Source organism: Pseudoalteromonas lipolytica (assembly GCF_900116435.1).
In the GTDB taxonomy this organism is placed as follows: domain Bacteria; phylum Pseudomonadota; class Gammaproteobacteria; order Enterobacterales; family Alteromonadaceae; genus Pseudoalteromonas; species Pseudoalteromonas lipolytica.
Map to the genome: position 1 here is coordinate 118,151 of NZ_FPAZ01000012.1, position 19,774 is coordinate 137,924.

Consider the following 19,774-nt stretch of genomic DNA (forward strand, 5'->3'; position numbering starts at 1 on the left):
AAACTCAGATTAGCAGAAAATTTACCACTAAGAATGTCAACTAGCCGACATTTTAAAGTAACTGCATTAAACTAGCGCATCGATGACCTTGCCTTTTTCGGCTTCTGGCTGCATATCCATGCGCTCGCGTCCTTTTTGATATTCTTCATCAAGCATGGCTTGCAACTTATTCATTTTTTCTTGCAGTGCTTTGGTATCTGCACCTTGTTGTTGCATTTGTTCCGCAAGCTTTTCTATTTGCGCTTTGATTTCATCGATTTTCTCTTTATCTACCCCTAAGCGCTGATAAACAAGAGCTTCGTTTGCTGTCTCTAAAAATGAACTTGGTTCGGGTTGTTTTCTTAATAGACTTTGTGCATCAGAAGACGTTTGAGGCATCAATTTTGATTCTGATACATCCAGTGCTCGCTCAAGTTTATTAGTGCCTGAGTAATGATAAGCTTTATATTGGTTATGAAAAGTAATAGTCACACGTAATCGTCCTTTAAACTTGTCTGAAAAGATGTAGCAATTTTAGTTCCAAGCTAACATTGAGCTAAGAGTTTATCTAAATTTTCTATTTCAACTATCTGATATTTAAGACTAATAACTGACTCTGTTTGCAATGATTGTAATATTTGATTCACTGTTTGCCGTGTTAAATAAGTCATATCGGCAAGTTGTTGCTGAGAAAGTGGCAACCTAGTTTGCCCCGATGAGTGGCACAACATATACAGTCGCTTACTGACTTTTTGCTTTGCCGTAAGTAACGCATGATCTTCTAAAGAATCAAACAAACTTCTCACTTTCTCGGTTAATAACACCCCAAAGTCATGCCAGTATATCGGGTGTTCGTTCAGCAATTGAGTGAGTGCTCGTTCAGACACATGTATAAGGCGCACTGAAGTATGGGCATACACATCGTGAGTTCGTTTGCCGCCATCAAAAAGCGCCACTTCACCAAACCACATGGCACTTGTTACAAAACTAAGCACCGCTTCTTTACCTTGTTTGTTTACGCCCGATACACGTAACACCCCACTTATTACACAATACAAACCCGTATTTTCATCACCGCGCAAAAATAAGGCATCACCTGCATTACACGTGATTAATTTAGCGTTTTTAAGTAAGTGTTGCTTAAACTCTTGGCTGCGATTTTTAAACCATTTATCGTGGTTAATTATCGAAAGGTCTTGTTCATTCAATTATTTATACTTACATTGTTATGAGTGCAATTACTTATAATAAGAGGATACAGGATGTTTAACAAACTACTTTCGACCAGCTTACTGCTCAGTGCTATGTCTGCTCCTGCATTTGCCAGTGATATAGAGACAGAACTTAAATCAGCCAATAAAAGTGTCAGTGAAAAGGTCATAAAATGGCGCCGCCATCTGCATCAATATCCAGAACTGAGCAATCGTGAATTTGAAACGGCAAAGTATGTTGCTAAACACCTTCGCTCATTAGGACTAGAAGTGCAAACAGGCGTAGCTCACACCGGTGTGGTGGCCAAATTAAAAGGCGGCAAAAAAGGGCCACTTATCGCGCTTCGTGCAGATATGGATGCCCTGCCAGTTAAAGAGCAAGTTGATTTACCTTTTGCATCAACACAAACAACTGAATATAAAGGTAATACCGTGGGTGTTATGCATGCCTGTGGCCACGATAATCATGTCGCAATCTTAATGGCTGCTGCTGAGTCTTTGGTCAAAATTAAAGATAATCTCGCTGGCGATATTCTATTTGTATTCCAACCTGCAGAAGAAGGTGCACCCGATGGCGAAGAAGGAGGTGCTGAACTAATGCTAAAAGAAGGCTTATTTAAAGAAAAACCCGAAGCCATCTTTGGTTTACATGTCACCAGCTCACTGAACACAGGGCAAATTGGTTTTCGTGAAGGACCGCTAATGGCCAGCGCCGATAAATTTACGATTACTGTAAAAGGTCGCCAAACTCATGGCTCGCGTCCTTGGAATGGGGTTGACCCCATTGTCGCGTCATCACAAATTATTATGGCAACGCAAACCATTGCATCACGCCAAGTTGATGTAACAAAAGCCCCTTCTGTTGTCTCCTTTGGTGCCATTAATGGGGGTGTACGTAATAATATAATCCCTGATCAAGTTGAAATGGTCGGTACAATTCGTACTTTTGATCAAGACATGCGTGCTGATATTAAAAAACGCTTAGCTAAAACCGCCGAAATGGTGGCTGAATCTGGTGGCGCAGAAGCGCATGTTCACATTGATCACGGTTACCCAGTCACCGTGAACGATGTTGAATTAACCAAGAAAATGACACCAACACTTGCAGGTGTGGTTGGCAAAGAAAACCTGATCACAACGCCATTAATAACAGGGGCAGAAGACTTTAGTTACTATGCCTTAGAAACACCAGGAATGTTCTTCTTTTTAGGAGTTACGCCAAAAGGTCAAGATGCCGTAACAGCGCCTAGTAACCATTCACCACACTTTTTTGCAGACGAGAAAGCATTACAATTGGGTGTAAATGCCATGACGCAATTAGTGGTTGATTACCTTAAATAGTTGATTACCTTAAATAGTTGATTACCTTAAATAGTTTATTACCTTAAATAATAATCTTGTGAAAAGAGCCGAACTAATCGGCTCTTTTTATTTAACCATGTAGATACAGTCTGCCAAAGGCATTAGGGCTGGGTACTTGGATTCTTGAAAACCTAATTTTTTATAAACTGCAATGGCCAAGGTATTGTGGGTATATACAAACAACGACACTGTATTACAGTGCAATTGCTGTTTGCCTTGCTCGCTTAATAAATTAATCAGTATTTTTGCAAGCCCTTGCCCCCGCATATTCAAAGCCACGACCAAACGTCCTAAATGACAGCATCCTTCACGTAAGTAATATTGGCCAAAAGCCAACATCTGGCCCTCATTATTTACCAGCGCGTATGAGTTCAGTTCATCAAGATTTAAATCTTGTTTAAAGCTGTGTGCATCAAATGGGAAGTTAAAAAATGGCCCAGACCAAATACGCAGCTCCGCCTCTGTGTTAAACCAACCCATTAGCTTAGTTAAATGCTCATCAGTCACGCTAACTAGCTGCATGTTTTAACCTATCGAATAAACCCGATGCTCGGGTAACTGATTTATTCATTGCCATTAGTAACACGTTTTTATCTGCCACCAGCTCAAAGGTGTTTTTTGCACGAGTGATCCCCGTGTACACAAGCTGTCTGTTGATCCCTTGGTTTGCTTGATTTATTGGCGGTAAAATCATCGCTGTATACGCAAACTCAGAGCCCTGCGATTTATGAATAGTCATGGCATACACTTTATCGTGAGCGGGTAAACGAGCTGGCGAAAAAGCACGAATGTTTTCTTGCTCATCAATAAACATTGCTTTTAGTTGACCTTGCTCATCGTGCATTAAAATACCAATATCACCATTGAACAGTTTTAACTGATAATCATTTTGGCTGATCATAATGGGCATGCCCAGGTAATGGCGCTGATACGGTGAAATAAGCCCTTGTTGTGAAAGTGCTTTTTCAATTCGAAGATTAAGGCTGTTTACGCCATAATCGCCCTCTTTCACCGCTGCCAGTAGTTGATAGTCAGAAAAAGCATTGTGCACTTTAGCCACCCCAGCACCTTCGCGTATCAGTGTTAAATACGCCTGATAATGCTGGGCTGCTAACTGAACAAAATGCTCAATCGGTTTGTTAATCACATTGTAATTAAGTTTAAGGTCGCTAAAGCCGCCCTCGTTCACCGTTTGCTCAACATACCCAAGTAACCCTTGGCTATTGGTATTAACAGCTTGCGCTAATTGACCTATGCCGCTTTTGCCGTCAAAACGGTAGCTTTGCTGTAAAAACGCAATACAGTCGCTTAACAAGTAACTGTCTTCACTGTGTGAAAGCACGGCGCGATTATTAAAACACACCCGATTGAGTTGCTCTGCCCGCGCTTGGCTGTAGGCGGGCATTTTTTCAAGTGTTAATCCTTGGCATAAATCGCTGAGAATACTGCCAGTATCAACTGAGGCTAATTGGTCTTTATCTCCCAGCAGAATTAACCGAGCATGACTTGGCAGCGCCTCAATTAATTTTGCCATTAACGATAAATCAACCATGGAGGCTTCATCAATGATCAACACATCTAAATGCAGTGGATTACGTTTGTTATGGCGAAATTTATTCGTGTGCGGAATCACGCCAAGTAAGCGGTGAATCGTTTGTGCCGTTTCAGGAATAAGCGGTGCGATGTCTTTTGGGATCATACTGAGTTTTTGCTTCGCTCCCAAAATTGACTCACTTAAACGAGCCGCGGCCTTACCCGTTGGTGCAACCAACTTAATTGTCAACGGTGCACTGGCATACAACGACTGCATAATAGCTAATAATTTGGTGACAGTTGTGGTTTTACCGGTGCCTGGCCCTCCGGTAATCACACTAAAGCCTTTGGTGGCGGCTATGGCACATGCTACTTTTTGCCAATTTAACGTTTTAATAGGATCTGCGGGGTCTTCACGGTGAGCTTCATCAGGGAAATACTCTGTCAAAAGCGCAGTTAAAGCCGTTTCATCGATGTTTAGTGGTTTTGCTGCCAAATGACTCAAACGTGACGCTAACACAGTTTCATACTGAGCTAATCGCGCAAAATATAACTTATTAGCAAACAGCAGCAGTGGCTTGTCATCACCCACACAAGCTGCAGCCATGAGCTGTGTTTCAGCTTGCTGCGCGTCATAGTTTTCTGAAAACGGCGAAATAATATCAGGTGCAGCAATGCTTGCGTCTGATACTGCCTGTTCTCTAATTGCAAACGGATTTTGCCAATTAATAGCGTTTAAATCTAAGCAACTATGCTGGCTTTGCTGAGCGACGGCAAGCAACAAAATAAGGTAGAACACCTCATTTTTCTGGGAGGTATCAGTGCCTATTAAAAGCTCAGCAAGTTTTACATCCACTAAGCGAATACGTTTCGTCTCTAACAAAAAGTCCAGTAAGGGCTGTGTTTTCATTTCAACCTCAGTCCCCTCTAATGCCTGTACAGGCTCCTTTAACGGTTCTTTGTGTTTGCGAGGTTGCTCTGGTTCACGTTCATCAAAGCCAAATGTCATCTGACTCATAACATTGCTCCTCGTGCAAATAAACTATCCAGCTCAAGTACTTGCGGCTTTGTAAGCTGATTAAAGTACACCCCTTGGCCATCACTCATGCCCCGTAAAAAGGTGTAATACACGCCGCCTAAATGGGTCTCTATGTCGTAATTTTTAACACGTTGTTGTAATAAGCGATGCAGTGCAACAGTGTAAATCAAATACTGTAAATGATATTGGTGACTGCTCATCGCTTGCTCAAGCTGATCATGTTGATAATCAGCTGCGCTGTTGCCTAAAAAGTTCGACTTATAATCAAGAATGTAATACTTATCCTGCCAACAAAAAATTAAATCGATGAAGCCTTTTAGTAAACCTTGCACATCAGTAAAGTCGAGTTTCCCCGGTAAACCAAAATGCTTTACCAAAATTTGATTTAACTTATCACTTGAAAGCGATAATAACGGTAAATTAAACTCCATTTCGACTAAACACACTTCAGGCGAAAGCGCCGATAAACAAAGCCCTTTATCGTTTAGTGGACACTTTAAAGCGGCATTGATCCAGCTTTCGGTCATTGCCTCCCAACTATCATCAATGTGATACTTGGCAAACAGTTTTGTTATTACCTTATCAAGAGCATGGTCGTCACGCTCGTTGTCAGGTCGTTTCAATGCATAGGGATCCGTAAAGTCCAATTGCTCAAATATTTCGTGTAAACAACTGCCCGGCTTCGCACCTTTCGGGAAACTATAGGGGGTTAGTTGCACTGCTTGCTGCGCTAAAAATTCATCTTTTTCGTGATCTTCATCACTGCGCCCCAGTTCAATATGATCAGTCTGCTTTTTAAAGGTTAATGCACTAAAGCTGGTTGAACGCCAATCTCGTTCAATGTGGGGTTCGAGTGTGTTGACTTGATATGACTGCTCAGCACCTGTGCTTGTTAGGTCAAGCACAGTGACCTCATCGGGTTGCGTAAAAGCTTCAAAATGCATATGCGCCGACTGAGCACAAAAATCGCTTAATAACCTGTGCCACTCATCAGCCGATTTAATTTCTTCCCCTGCAAACAGTACATGACCAATACTGGTACTTTGTATACCAGGGCGATTACTGCGCCCTTGTGCAATGTTATACACACCGACTGAGCAAAAATGTACCGCACGGGTCAACGCCACATACAATAAACGCAAGTCTTCAGCTAAACGTTCTTGCTCTGCTTTTTGTAAGGCCTCATCACCGTTAGCAAGGTCGTAAACCAGTTTTCCGTTATGATGATAAAGCGCTTCTTTGGTTTCACGGTAGCCACAAGCAAACGGCATAAACACTATCGGATATTCCAAACCCTTTGAAGCATGCATCGTGACGATTTTTACTAAATTGGCATCGCTTTCAAGACGAACTTGCACCGCTTCACCCTCTTGTTGGCTGACCTTTTGCGCAAACCAGCGCAATAATCGGTGAGTGCCTTCTAGTTCAATTTGCTTTTGCTGCAAGATTTCACCTAAATGGCGAAAATCTGTCAGCCAACGTTCCACGTTATAACCAAGCCCCTGCCAGCGTGCAGCGAGTTGATTGTGGCTCAGTAAGCGCTCAAGCATCGCCATCGCACCTTGCTTATGCCAAATATGTGAAAGCTGAGCGAAAAAGTTTAAATGTTCTTGCCATTCGCTTTCGTTTTCATGTAACGCATAAATACGGTTATAGCTTAAGCAAAACAAGGGGCCTGCCAGTACGCCGCGCAATAATGATTCATCGTACTGACCATGAAGCGCTGTTAAAAAGTTTAATAAATGATGACTAAGCTCTTGCTGAAACACGCTATCGCGAGATAAATACACGCTGGCAATGGCTGCCTCACTCAACGCCGACTTCATCAGTTGTGCTTCGTTTCTATCTCGCACTAATACACAAATATCGGCAGCGGTGACCGCTTTGCCAGCAATTGTGGCTTCACCTGAATGCGCCTGCTTAAGTAAGCGTGTGATTTTTTGTGTGTAGTGCTGGGCAAGCGCCTGCTGGGCAACCCCTTTGCTGGTTGGCTTATTATTAGCCTGAGCGTATTCATCAACAAACACTGAAAACTCAAATGCATTGGTGGTTTCGCCATTGATTAAAAACGCTTTGTTTTCAGGCTTCCCCTTTGCATGAACTGCTTGAAACGGAATCGCATCGTTATAAATAAAGCTATTAGCGTTTTTAGAAAAAATGCGATTTACACTCTCGACCACCCCTTCACTTGAGCGAAAGTTAGTGTCTAATGTGTATTGTTTTTGCGCAACAACCGCTTTTTTGGCACCAATATAGGTAAAAATATCTGCACCACGAAAACCATAAATAGCCTGCTTTGGGTCGCCTATCATAGCGAGTGTGGTATTTTTGGCGTTATAAATGCGGCTAAAAATACCGTATTGCACTGGGTCGGTATCTTGGAATTCGTCTATCATGGCAACAGGAAATAAGGCCGCTATTTTTTCGCTTAGCACGTCTCCTTGGTCGCTACAAAGTGCCTGATGCAAGTTAGTTAGCAAATCATCAGGGGTGATAACCCCTTGCTCCTGCTTACGTTTTATAAGTGCATTCGCAACCCATTTTGTTGCATATTGCACTATCGCAATATTCAAGCCGTTATTAATAAGGCTACTCAGTTTGGCCATTTCATCAAACTGTGCCGTCATTGCGTGACTAAGCAAACTGCCGTTTTTCTTATAATTCGCAGGGTCGCTTAAATTCTCTGTGCTCCAAACTTCAAACGAATACTTGCTGGTGCCAAATACAAAAAAGGTGTCGTCATTGTTTAGATATTCTTCAAGCGCTGCAAGGCTGTTTTTGCGGCCTGGCGTTTTAGAACCACTCAGATCAGACGCTTTTACAGCATTGATAAATTCACTGTCACGGCATGCCTTTTTAAAAGCAGGTACTTTTGCGACAAAGTTATCGCGTGCTTGCCATATTTCATCAAGGTTGTATTCAGGGGTAATAATCGCCCCTTGTTTGCTGAGCAAACTGACCACGTGCGGATACATCGACGCTGGTACCGGGAAAATATCAGTAATCGCTTCTGTGCGCGCTTTTGACTGTGGGTATACAAAGGCACGCCAAAAATCATTGAGTGTTTCTTGAATGAGCTCTCGCTCATCTAAAATAAATTCTAAGTTAAACGCGACACCTGACTCAAACGCGTGCTGTTTGAGCATGCGCTGACAAAAGCCATGAATAGTAAAAATAGCCGCTTCGTCCATTGATTTGGCCGCAGCGTCGAGTAAATCAAATGCCGCGTGTTTGTCATTAACTTCATTGATAATTTGACTAATTAATTCATCTTCAGGATTTTTGCCCAGCAGTGCATCTCTGGCATTGATTATACGTGCGCGCACGCGGTCTTTTATTTCTTGGGTAGCCGCCTCAGTAAAAGTAACAACCAATATTTGTTCAACACTGAGCGGGGTATTTAAAAGCGCAGTGCCATCTTCGTCCGTCGCTTTTTGTAAGCCCAATAAATAACGTAAATACAACCCCGTTATAGTGTACGTTTTACCTGTACCGGCACTGGCTTCAATCAGGCTTTGCCCACAAAGCTCCATGCTAATAGGATTAAGCGTTTGCATGGTCAGCCTCCTGCGCTAATTCAACCAGCGGCGATAAAAGCAGCTCACTCCAATGAATAAACTCGTCTTCGCAGTCTTTTAGATTCCGAATGGTTAGGCGAATATAGGGGTTTTCTCCTTCACCTACACCGATATATTGCGGGGCAAATTTATTATTCGCTTTTGCCATGTCTTTATTTGTTTTAATGTACTCGTAGCCACTTACTGGAAAAAATGCCACTGGCCGTGTAAGTAATGCTTTATAGAGCATAAACCAATCGTTCAAATAACCACGTGCATCGTCTTGTGAAAGCGCTGAAAAACTAATTTGTTTATCTAAACCAAGTATTAAGGTTTCAACATGTTGGCCCATGATCTGTGCAGCTAAATGCTGAATAAAGCCCTTAATCACGTCTTTGGCTTTAATGCTTGCGGTACGATAAAACACCTGTTTTTGCCCGTAAATGTGGTTAAGCCAGCCCTCTAAGGTGGTATTTTCAAGAGTTATTTTGACTTCAATTGGCAGCAACTCATCATCTTGAATATGGGCTTTCACCTGCCCTGCTAACGCATCAACACGGTGCTGCATACTTTCAAACACCAAATCGCCAACATGCGCTTGGGGCAACTCACCGCGTTGCATGATTTGCGCTTTATTAAGTGGTGTTTCTAGAATACTGGCTTCTAAAATTTCATCTAAGTAGAAATAGCGACGCAGTGCATCAAGGCTAAATGGCTCTTCATCTTTCGCAATATCATTAAATTGCGGCAACCTTAAGCCCAAACTCTGCTGATAAAAGCTTTCGTGCGGCTGACACACACTGCGAATAAACTGGTTTAGCTCAACAATTTGCTCGGGTGATACACACAGGTCTTGCTGTGGCTCTGGCGTAATACTTTGAGCGGGTATCCACACCGGGTTATAGCTGTGTAATTGCGTTACCGCAGGCTGCTTAGCCTTAAGATAATAGGCAGGATTAAACGGTTGCAAGTGCTGATAATTAATCAGCGCCTCGGGCAGTGCTGCGTGACAGTCTTTTTCATCGTCAAATTTAAAGCTACGGGCGATGTATTCTAACAGCTCACTGACGAGTGTTGAGGGCATTCTTGGTTGGTTATCAAAACACGAGCGCCCAATATAACTGATATATAAGTTTTCACGGGCGCTTAAAATGGCTTCTAAAAACAGATACCTGTCATCTAGTTTACGCGAACGGTCGCCTTTTTGGCGTTTTGAATACGGCACTAAGTCAAAACCAATGGGCTGCACGGTACGAGGGTAATCAGCATCGTTCAGACCCAGCATACACACCACTTTAAAGGGCACGGCACGCATTGGCATCAGCGTACAAAAGTTCACTTGCCCAACTAAAAAGCGCTGTCCTACGCCTTTCTCTTGAATACCTTGCTTCACTAAATAGCTAACAATACGCTGCGAAACATCCCCTTGGTAATCACCGTTTTCGTAATGCTTAATGAGCGTATCAAGCACTTTTTGCAGTACCAGTAAATCCCAGCTTTGCTCGCCCTCATCACTGTAAATTTCGCCAAGCAGGGCTTTTAAAATCGCGGCTTTTTCGTTTAATGGTGCATCATCGTGTAGTTTTTCTTTATAACGAGCCAATACATCAATAAATTCAATTAATTTATTAAGGGTATTTAACGCCATGCCTTCGACTTCATCGGCACTGTAAATTCCCGAAAATGGCATGTGTTCATCACGTTGTGCCACCCCTAGCAGTAACCGGTTTAACCCATGCTGCCAGGTATTTAAATCAATAGCAGGAAGACCAAAACTGTCTTTATGCGCGGCATCTAAACCCCATTTAACACCCACTCGCTCAAGCCAAAAGCCAATTTGTTCGTATTCATGAGCCTCTAAGTTAAACTTTTCGGCGATTTGTGTGACTTGCAGTAAATCAAGAATGTCAGACACACCAAACCGTGAGTAAGGTAAATCGGCCAAACTTGCAAATGAACTCAGTACAGGCTTTTCTTGTTCAATGGCTAAATCGGCTAACGCATAAGGAATAAAACGACGACCTTCTGCACCACCAAAAACGGCCTCGATATACGGGCTGTAAGTGCCAACATCGGGCATCATCACAATAATATCTTTCGGCGTTAAGTGTGGGTTTTGGTTAAACAAATTTAATAAGTAATCATGAAGCCGCTCTACTTCACGCAGTGGCGTGTGACAGTCACTGAGCACAATACTGGTATCGCCTGCTTTAATTGGCAGTTTACCTTCATCGTTAATAAACCATTCTTTATCGGGTGTAAGCGATTCGCCTTTAAACGCTAATTGATAAATCTCAGCGTGAATTTGCGATAATAAAGTGTCATCAAATTCATTCTCAAAACCATCTAACCACTGCGCGTCTAGCTGCAATAATTGCTCAAAGTAATCTCGGCCTAATTTCCCCCACGACGATAGCAGCGGATTGCCAATAAAAAAGTACTCATGGTCGGGATTTTTTGCATGGTCTTCAAGCGCATCTAGGTGCGGACGTTTGGCATATTTTGCAGCAATTTTAGCAGCCGTTTTTTCATCTAAAGTGTCACCCCAATAGTGCTCGCTTGGGTTGAAGAAAAACAGAAACACCTGCGTTTTTTTCGCAATGGCTTGGAACACTTCAAGCTGACTACTGGCAATCGCCGAAATACCAAATAAGCTAATACGCTCGGGTAATAAGCTGCTATCCATCGTTTCAAGCGCAGCGAGTAATTGGTCTTGCATATTGGCACGATGATAATGGCTTTGGCCAAGTTGTTTACTGTGCGCCACCAGCCTACGCCAAAGATCAGGCTGCCAAGGTGCTATGCCTATATCAACATCATCAAGTTGATCTGTGCCCTGCTCCCACGTGGCAATCCAATGTGGACGATACATTAGGTATTGGTCATACACATCGGCGATTTTTTCACATAATGCGAAGGTCTTTTGGCCATCAGTATCGCCATCTAAATACGTTTTTAGAGGTAAATACAACGGCTCATCAATACAATCAGGCAGAATAGCAAACAGCTTCCACGCAAGGTTTGCTTTATTATAGGGAGATTCACTGGGCACATCGGGCAATAGTTGCTGATACAGCTGCCAAATAAAACTAGATGGCAGTGGAAAATCAACCTGTGCGGCAATGCCTAAATGTTCACTTAAGCCTATTTTTAGCCACTGCGACATACCGGGTGACTGCACAAGCACAATTTCTTTTTTGAATGGACTCGTTAACGGATTAACTTTAAGAAGAGCGTGAAACCGCGCTTGCAGTGCTTCCATGCGATTTGATTGAATTATATTCAGCACTTTACACTGTCCTTGCTTGAAACTAACTAATTGACACAGTGTAAGATATTTTAATTAGATGGGATAGGTATAAGAGTCACCTAAGTACGCTCTTAGGTGACAATTTAAGCGATCTGCAGATTAGATAAGTTCTGCCAGCATTTCTTCGCTGTAAGGTGTTAATGCTTCACCATGGGTAACTTTACTAATGTAATCTGGGTTTGCGATAAAGGGGCGTCCAATCGCGATTAAGTCAAATTGGTTGTTATCAATTGCCTGATTAGCTGACTCAAACGTATAACTACCTACACCCACTAATGTACCTTTATATGCACTGCGTAAGTATTCAGATGTCGTTTTATTTTCAAGGCTTGCAAAACGCATGCTGTCATCAAAAATACCCGCATGAAGATAGGCAAGATTGCGACTTTCAAGCGCTGTTAATAAATAATCAAACACGGCCTTATCGCGGTTATCTTCACTCATATTAAAATATGCACCCGGAGATAAACGTAATGCTGTTTTATCTGCGCCAATGGCTGCGATTACAGCATCTACAACCTCTAAGGCGAAACGTGACATATTTTCTGGTGTTTGACCGTATTGGTCATCGCGTTGGTTGGCAGCGAAGTGTAAGAATTGATCAATTAAATACCCATTTGCACCATGGATTTCAACCCCGTCAAAGCCCGCTTCTATAGCGTTTTCAGCCGCTTTAGCGTAATCAGCAATTAAACCTTGAATGTCTTCAATGGTTGCTGCTTTTGGTGTCACGTAAGTTAATTCACGCATGCGTGGCACAGACCCTTCTACACCGATTGCCGAAGGAGCAAGTACATCACCACCAAAAAAATGTGGGTGAGCCACACGCCCTACATGCCAAAGCTGAGCAAACATTTTGCCGCCTTTCGCATGCACTGCATCGGTGACTTTTTTCCAGCCTTGAATCTGTTCGCTGGTAAATAGCCCTGGGGTATTTGGGTAACCCTGTGCATCAGGGCGAATAATTGTCGCTTCACTAATGATTAAACCGGCATCGGCACGGCGTGCATAGTAGTCAACCATTGCTTGAGTGGGGACTAAATCATCATCACTCATACAGCGCGTAAGCGGCGCCATTAATACACGGTTTTGCAGTTCAATAGTGTCGTTTAACCTAAAGGGAGTTAATAAATCAGTAGCCATAAATGTCTCAATTATTTTTGAATGTACATTCAAGATAGGGATTCTTGAATCATTATTCAAGGCTATTTTTGAATATTTGTTCAAGATTAAGTAGACTGCAAATAATGACCTCAAAAAGTTGACGTAATGAGAACCGCTGAATTTGATAATGACTATGTGTTAAGACAAGCCATGCTAGCCTTCATGGAGTTTGGGTATGCTAAAACCAGCATGCAAAAACTAACGCACGTTACTGGCCTTCACCCCGGTTCGCTGTACGGCGCCTTTGGCAATAAAAAAGCGATATTTTTAAGAGCAATAGAACAATATCAAAAAGATCGTAATCAACAGTTCACAGCGTTATTTCATAATAAACAGCCTATTTTAGAGACACTTAAAAATTATCTGTCCCTCATTGTTGATGAGTGTATTAAAGGCGAAGTAGCAAAAGTGTGCTTACTCACCAAGAGTATTTCAGAGGTAGAAGGCAACGATCCACAAATTTGCAGCGTGCTACGTGGCAACTTAAATGCCTACGAAAATACACTTGCCGAACAAATTCAAAAAGCCCTTGATAACAACGAATTTAAAAGCAGTAAAACCGCGCAGCAATTGGCGCGCTTTTTAGTTATGGGTATTTATGGTATCCGTACTTATGCGCTCACTAATAGCGATCCGAAAGCGCTACAGCTGCTTGCCGATGATTTATATTGTGCCCTTCTTAATTAACTCACGGCACTCGCACTATTAATAACTACTATGTCGCCACACCAATAGCGAATAGTTATCTTACAAAAAAGCAGATCAATTTAGGAGACCACTTTTCTCTTATTACACATACACATAAAGCAACTGAGCCTGGAAAATATATATTTACAATCACAGCAAGTAACCATGACTTCATTGAACAGCTCAGTGTTAAATTAACTGTCCTGCCCCATAATCCCACCTTGTAGGTTTACTCATCCCGAAAATTTGCCCCTTCCTGACAACCCAACTCACAGCGTTATCAGCACGATTACTATTGTAGAAAAAGTGCACGTGTACCCTGCTTATGTCACTGTTAATATTAATTCTTCGTGGATAAATGATTTATCTTTTGCATTGGTGCCACCTTCCAGTGAACGATTTCAGTTACTTAAATCTAAATCGATAAGTGCAAAATCAACACATACCGAACCAACAACTATCTAATTTATAAACAGCGAATGCACCAATGGCTTGCCGCTTACGTTAATAGCCGTGAAGGGCATTAACCACCATTCATTGCACAGAGATAATCGCTTTATTACTTGTCATATTAATTTATCACCTTATGATTAAGATAATGCTGTGTATAACTAAAAAGAGTGAGCCTGTCATGAATAATGCAACTGCAAAACGTGTTGAAACAGAATTAGACGAAATCCTTGCCCTTGGTACAAAAAAACGACTCGCTTATATGTTTGAAATGGTTCACGAATTTAAACAGATTTGGATCCTTAATGATGAGCACGGCTGTGTAATGCTTACCAATGAAGACGATGACTGCGTACCCGTTTGGCCTAGCCGTGAGTTTGCACAAAGTTGGGCAACCGGAGAGTGGCAAGATTGCGAGCCCAAAGCGATACCCGTCAAAGATTGGTTGAGCCGCTGGACGCCAGGTCTTGAACAAGATGACTTACTGATTGCCGTTTTTCCAACTGAACAAGATGACGGTACTATTTTATTCCCTGACGAATTTGACTCGCAACTAAGAGTGCCAAAAAGACGTTTTTAAATCATGCTTATAACTTAAAAAAGGGAGCAATAGCTTAATGCAGATCAGTTAAGGAAAAACCAATAAAATAAAGGGTTACAGCGATGATTTATAAAAATCTTACTGTAGCCCTTTTGCTATATGGTCTTTAGCTAATTTTATCCCCACCTGCTTTAAGCAGCTTTAACTGAATAATATTCACATATTTATTCAAAAAACTGCTTAACTGACTGGCATTAGGAGCAATAGCTCCCTTTTTTATGCGGCATTTACCGATAGGCTATGATACCAATCCGTAAAATACCTAATCCTGCAAATTTAACAAAAATTATTGACTACTTTGCTAAATGCTCTAAATATAATTCTAATTTTTGTGATTCGTTTAATGTTTTTAACACCGCTTCTTGTTGTGCAAACCAGCTATCGGCAATACCGTCGTTATTTTTATCTTGAACAACAGCAACATCTTTAAATTGAGCTTCATACGCTTGCCAGCTAGGAATAACGTCAAGTTCATGATTAATTAACCCATCCCCTGTTACGGGACGCTTGTCATTGAGTTGGTCATAAACTAACTGATCAATGCTGTCTATGAACACGCCATTTGCATTTCTATTCGCTCCCGCTAACTGATTTTGTGCGATGTCATAAAACACCTGCTTCGCATTCTTTGCTTTAAAATCAGACTCTTTCTCAACTATAATTTTTTTATCACTCAACCAAGGGCTGTTTGCTTGGCTGGCGATACGTTTCCCTTCTTTTTTATTTCTATAATTGACAGCTAACCAGTTTTTATCATCAAACTCTGGGTACCCTTCTAGAATATTTCCAGCGATATAAGCTTGGTTTTTGCTAATGAATGGAGAGAACCAAATATCCGCAAATTGAATGCGCTTGCTCGCTTTACCCGGTTTGTAATAATTCGCTATTAGGTTAAATCGCCCATTCTCAGAGCCATACACATTATTGTGTCCCCAATTAAAAATAATATTATTACTAACTTCGATAAATTCATCTGTGTAAGGGTAAGGAGATTTTAGTCTATGTCCATTTATACGGGGAGTTCTACTTGCATGATTTGCTATTATATTATTAATAAAAGAGGCATTAGCTCCTCCCCAAATACCACCATAACCATGCTTTCCTTTAGGATGAATAGAGTCGTTTAAGCTATATGAAATAATAGAGTTTTGTAATGTGAAATTACGATTATTGTAAAAGCTACCCGTTTCATCAACAGACCAGCTTAATGAACAATGATCTATAATAACGTTGTTAGAATTGCGCACAGTTAATGCGTCTTCTACCACCTTAAATGTCCCTAATCGAAAACGAATAAACCTAATAATCACATCCTCTGCATTTGAGACAGTAAATGGCGCACCTGAAATGGTAATGCCTCCCGCAGAGGTTTGCCCTGCTAGCGTAATTCGACCGTGGTTTACTTTTAATTCTTTTGACAGCTTAATCACCCCAGACACAGCAAATGTAATAACGCGAGGATGCTTTTGTTTAATTGCGTAACGTAAGGTTCCGGGCTCATCTTTGTCTTCGAGGCTCGTTACAATATACAACTTACCCTCTGCGCCACCTCGAGAGAATTTACCAAACCCTTCGGCACCATCAAAGGCAATAGACCTAGGCGTTAACAACTGACCCATACTATTTGCACTAAATAATGACACACTCAATGCACCAAACAGTAGCAATAGGACGTTTCGACGAAACCGGTATTGTTCACTTTTCATTCAAACCCACCTTTTTGTACCTTATAGAAAAAAACCAGCCTTTATGCTGATTAAAAAATTGACAGTTTAATTAATGCGGTGTTAACTTTATGTTATCTTCATTTGCCACCGGTGGCAAATGGATTTTTAAAAAGAAAATAGAACACAATAAAAGCCTTTTAAAAAGGAACAACAATGAAAACGATAAAACTCAGCGGTATTGCAGCAGCACTTTTGGTTGCCCTGCCCGTCTATGCACAAGACGCACAGACAACCAAACCCGTACCGCAAACAGCGTCTAGTAGTAATGAAAAAACAGCGATAAAGAAAGCCCAAGATGAAGATGATGACATGGAGATCATCGCTGTAACAGGCATTTATCAGGCTGATTTAAAAGCCCGAGCAATGGAACGTGAAAGCAAAGCATTTAGCTCTGTGATTGCTACAGATGATTTAGGTAACTTAGTTGACCAAAATGTCGCTGAGTCTCTACGTCGTGTTCCCGGTGTCACCTTAGAAAGAAGCGAAGGCGAAGGTAAATATGTAGCTGTACGTGGTCTTGGTCCCAAATTTGTGTCGGTAAATATGAATGGCGCGGAACTTTCTGGTGCAGGTGATGACCGAAAAGTCGGCCTTGATGGCATAACGGGTGACTCTCTTGGTGCAATTGAGGTGTTTAAAACGCTCACACCTGATATGAACTTAAACTCAATCGGTGGCGCAGTAAACGTGAAAGCTATTTCGGCTTATGACCGTGGTGACAATACACTGAAAATAAAACTTCAAGATTCTTACAATGAAATGAGAGAGGCACATTCACCGAAGTTTAGTATTGATGGTACACAGTTGTTATTTGATGACAAAGTTGGTATTGGCTTTGCGGCCAGCTATGAAGACAGACAAACACAAGTCGATGAAGTACGTCATCACAGCTCTCGTGATATGAACTTTTTAAAAGGGGGTATTGGTCTCTCTGAAACAGAATTAGCAAATGCAGAAGAAATTTTAATCCCTGCACAGCTCGAAAACCGTCGCGAAATAGCGGATCGTAAACGTACCAATGCCACACTTAATGTCGAATTCAAACCAAATGAAGACAGCTTTTACTATATTCGTGGTAATTATTCAAAATACACCGACGACGATATCGCTCAACGTGAATTTTATAACTTTTATAATGGCGATCAAGAAGACGAAGTTATTTATGTTAACCCACAAACTAAGGAGTTTGCACTTTCAGATATTGATGTTTACAACCAGTATTTTATTCAAGAAGGTGAAACTGTAACCACCAACTATAGCTTTGGTGGTGAAAACTACTTTGCTGAGTCGTGGCGCGTAGATTATGAATATGCTTACTCTAAAACAGACGATGAATCAGTGGGTGATCGTCGTGTGCAATTCCGCGAACGAGAAAATATCGTTTATGGCAAGGCTGGCCGTGATTTTATTACTGCGAAAGTATTAACGCCTTCTGAAGCTGCGGCTCTTGGTGGTTTTGAGCTTGACCCAGACAATGATGTTTTTGCTGGTGAGGCCGACGGTGATTTAAGCGATCTTTCTAATATGCAATACGATAACCTATTCATGGAAGACAGCACCCGCACAGACGAAATCACAAGCTTTAAACTTAACTTTCAAAAGGAGTTTGATAGTCAGTTTTTAAATTCTATAAAGTTTGGGGGCACCTATAACGAACGTGAACACTATAGAGATAAAGATCGTTGGAGTTACACGATAAATGCTGATGATTGCGATGGTAATGAAACCTGTATCGCTGTTGCTAACTCTAATATTACCGATTATGACTATAGTGTGCCCGCTGGTGATTTATTCACCTACCCTTTAGTGTCCGCGCAGGATGTTGAGTACATGGTTGATTCAACAAAAATCACGCGTGAAAATGCCACCGGTGGCGAACTATCAATCGACAGCACTAAAGAAGACTATGTACTCACCGAGGACACGTATGCCACTTATGTTATGGCAGAACTGCAGTTATCAGAAAAAGTAAGCGTAATAACGGGTGTGCGTTATGCGCATACCGAGTTTTCGTCGACTGGTTTTATGTCACTTGAAAATGACGATTGGTCATTTGGTGGTGAGCATACCTTAGATATTGCAGTTCCGTTACCTGAATCATCAATAACTTACAGTGAATACTTCCCTAGTATGCATCTTCGTTATGAACCAAATGAAACGATGTTAGTTAGAACCTCTTTATGGACCAGCTACACTCGCCCTTCGTTTAAACAAGCACGAGGATATGCACGGTTTGATGATGATATCAGTTTATGCGACCCCACAACCAATACATGTTATAGCGAACCCGATGGGCAAAGTGCATTAGAATTACAAAACTATATTTTGGGGCCCGACAATGCACTTCAAGTTGGTAACCCAAATCTTGTCGCAATGACATCAGACAACTTTGACGCCTCATTTGGTTGGTATCCTTCCAAAGAATTATTCGTTGAAGTAGCTGTTTTCTATAAAAATATTGATAACTTCATTGTTGATGTCAGTGGTATTCAAATGGGGTTAGATGAGCTACCTCTTACATTACCTGTTGATCATGTTTCTGACTTCGCGATTCCACAAGACTTAGTCATAAATCAAGTTGATATCACCTTAAACGGTGATAAAGCAACCGTGTATGGTATGGAGCTTAGTTATAACCAGTTTTTTGAAAACGGCTTATTTTGGCAAAGTAATATGACCGTCGTCAGTAGTGAGTCAAAACTCGATGACACCATACGCTATGAAAAAATGCCGTTACCAGGCCAAGCAGATATTACCGCTAATATTGCGCTGGGTTGGGAGAATAAAACAGCGTCACTTAGGCTAATCAGTAATTATCGTTCCGATATTTTAGAACAAGTAGGCTCTTGCCCTATTTCAGCAGACAAAAATGATGCTAAAGCATGTAAAACATGGGCTGATATCTACCAAGATGACATATTAACCTTTGACATAAAAGCGACTTACGACTTCAACGAACACCTTTCATTCTACTTTGATGCAATCAATATCACCGACGAGTCAGACCTTCGTTATTTCACCGGTAATGATCAGTCTGGCGGCGAGATTTTGTATCAACGAGAAGATTATGGTCGGACATATCAACTAGGAATGAATTATAAGTTCTACTAATAATTCAACTACTTAAAACAACAATAATCACTGAACACACGCG

At 41.4% G+C, this 19,774-nt stretch carries 12 protein-coding genes; 4 read left to right on the forward strand and 8 right to left on the reverse strand.

Features of this window, described 5'->3' with window-relative positions:
- Positions 1-66: 66 nt before the first annotated feature.
- Positions 67-471: a hypothetical protein gene (locus BM378_RS13820; protein WP_074989408.1), complete on the reverse strand. Its 405-nt coding sequence runs from the start codon at positions 469-471 to the stop codon at positions 67-69.
- Between the two features lie 53 nt (positions 472-524).
- Positions 525-1,187 carry a Crp/Fnr family transcriptional regulator gene (locus tag BM378_RS13825; RefSeq protein ID WP_065978513.1) on the reverse strand — a complete coding sequence of 221 codons (663 nt, stop codon included), beginning with the start codon at positions 1,185-1,187 and terminating at the stop codon, positions 525-527.
- A gap of 54 nt (positions 1,188-1,241) precedes the next feature.
- Between BM378_RS13825 and BM378_RS13830 the strand changes: the two genes are divergently transcribed.
- Positions 1,242-2,531, forward strand: coding sequence for an amidohydrolase (locus BM378_RS13830; RefSeq protein WP_036967817.1), 1,290 nt, complete (start codon positions 1,242-1,244; stop codon positions 2,529-2,531).
- 87 nt (positions 2,532-2,618) lie between these two features.
- Here the strand turns inward: BM378_RS13830 and BM378_RS13835 are convergent, their stop codons facing one another.
- The 5 genes from BM378_RS13835 to BM378_RS13855 all read right to left on the reverse strand — a co-directional run bounded on the left by BM378_RS13835 (position 2,619) and on the right by BM378_RS13855 (position 13,134).
- On the reverse strand, positions 2,619-3,074 hold the full coding sequence (locus BM378_RS13835) for a GNAT family N-acetyltransferase (protein ID WP_074989409.1): 456 nt from the start codon (positions 3,072-3,074) through the stop codon (positions 2,619-2,621).
- Positions 3,061-5,094 (reverse strand): exodeoxyribonuclease V subunit alpha, encoded by a 2,034-nt coding sequence (gene recD, locus BM378_RS13840; protein WP_081759723.1) that lies wholly within the window; start codon positions 5,092-5,094, stop codon positions 3,061-3,063. The genes BM378_RS13835 and recD overlap by 14 nt, the downstream gene beginning before the upstream one ends.
- A gap of 5 nt (positions 5,095-5,099) precedes the next feature.
- Positions 5,100-8,681, reverse strand: coding sequence for an exodeoxyribonuclease V subunit beta (gene recB / locus BM378_RS13845; RefSeq protein WP_074989410.1), 3,582 nt, complete (start codon positions 8,679-8,681; stop codon positions 5,100-5,102).
- Positions 8,668-11,970 (reverse strand): exodeoxyribonuclease V subunit gamma, encoded by a 3,303-nt coding sequence (recC, locus tag BM378_RS13850; RefSeq protein WP_074989411.1) that lies wholly within the window; start codon positions 11,968-11,970, stop codon positions 8,668-8,670. Before recC ends, recB begins: the two co-directional genes overlap by 14 nt.
- A 120-nt stretch (positions 11,971-12,090) precedes the next feature.
- Positions 12,091-13,134, reverse strand: coding sequence for an alkene reductase (locus BM378_RS13855; RefSeq protein WP_065978515.1), 1,044 nt, complete (start codon positions 13,132-13,134; stop codon positions 12,091-12,093).
- A gap of 126 nt (positions 13,135-13,260) precedes the next feature.
- Here BM378_RS13855 and BM378_RS13860 point away from each other — a divergent pair, with 126 nt between their 5' ends.
- Positions 13,261-13,842, forward strand: coding sequence for a TetR/AcrR family transcriptional regulator (locus tag BM378_RS13860; protein WP_074989412.1), 582 nt, complete (start codon positions 13,261-13,263; stop codon positions 13,840-13,842).
- A 631-nt stretch (positions 13,843-14,473) separates the two neighbouring features.
- A complete protein-coding gene (locus tag BM378_RS13865) occupies positions 14,474-14,872 on the forward strand; it encodes a DUF2750 domain-containing protein (protein ID WP_074989413.1) in 399 nt (132 codons plus the stop codon).
- A gap of 314 nt (positions 14,873-15,186) precedes the next feature.
- On the opposite strand, the gene BM378_RS13870 is transcribed toward BM378_RS13865, so the two are convergent.
- A complete protein-coding gene (locus tag BM378_RS13870) occupies positions 15,187-16,599 on the reverse strand; it encodes a pectate lyase family protein (protein ID WP_074989414.1) in 1,413 nt (470 codons plus the stop codon).
- Between the two features lie 174 nt (positions 16,600-16,773).
- Here BM378_RS13870 and BM378_RS13875 point away from each other — a divergent pair, with 174 nt between their 5' ends.
- On the forward strand, positions 16,774-19,731 hold the full coding sequence (locus BM378_RS13875; RefSeq protein ID WP_074989415.1) for a TonB-dependent receptor: 2,958 nt from the start codon (positions 16,774-16,776) through the stop codon (positions 19,729-19,731).
- Positions 19,732-19,774: the final 43 nt, after the last annotated feature.

What these genes read in the sequence shown, in the direction of transcription:
- BM378_RS13830 (WP_036967817.1), top strand. Translation starts at nt 1,242, where the DNA reads ATGTTTAACAAACTACTTTCGACCAGCTTACTGCTCAGTGCTATGTCT.
- BM378_RS13835 (WP_074989409.1), bottom strand. Translation starts at nt 3,074, where the DNA reads ATGCAGCTAGTTAGCGTGACTGATGAGCATTTAACTAAGCTAATGGGT.
- BM378_RS13855 (WP_065978515.1), bottom strand. Translation starts at nt 13,134, where the DNA reads ATGGCTACTGATTTATTAACTCCCTTTAGGTTAAACGACACTATTGAA.
- BM378_RS13860 (WP_074989412.1), top strand. Translation starts at nt 13,261, where the DNA reads ATGAGAACCGCTGAATTTGATAATGACTATGTGTTAAGACAAGCCATG.
- BM378_RS13865 (WP_074989413.1), top strand. Translation starts at nt 14,474, where the DNA reads ATGAATAATGCAACTGCAAAACGTGTTGAAACAGAATTAGACGAAATC.
- recD (WP_081759723.1), bottom strand. Translation starts at nt 5,094, where the DNA reads ATGACATTTGGCTTTGATGAACGTGAACCAGAGCAACCTCGCAAACAC.
- BM378_RS13875 (WP_074989415.1), top strand. Translation starts at nt 16,774, where the DNA reads ATGAAAACGATAAAACTCAGCGGTATTGCAGCAGCACTTTTGGTTGCC.
- recB (WP_074989410.1), bottom strand. Translation starts at nt 8,681, where the DNA reads ATGCAAACGCTTAATCCTATTAGCATGGAGCTTTGTGGGCAAAGCCTG.
- BM378_RS13870 (WP_074989414.1), bottom strand. Translation starts at nt 16,599, where the DNA reads ATGAAAAGTGAACAATACCGGTTTCGTCGAAACGTCCTATTGCTACTG.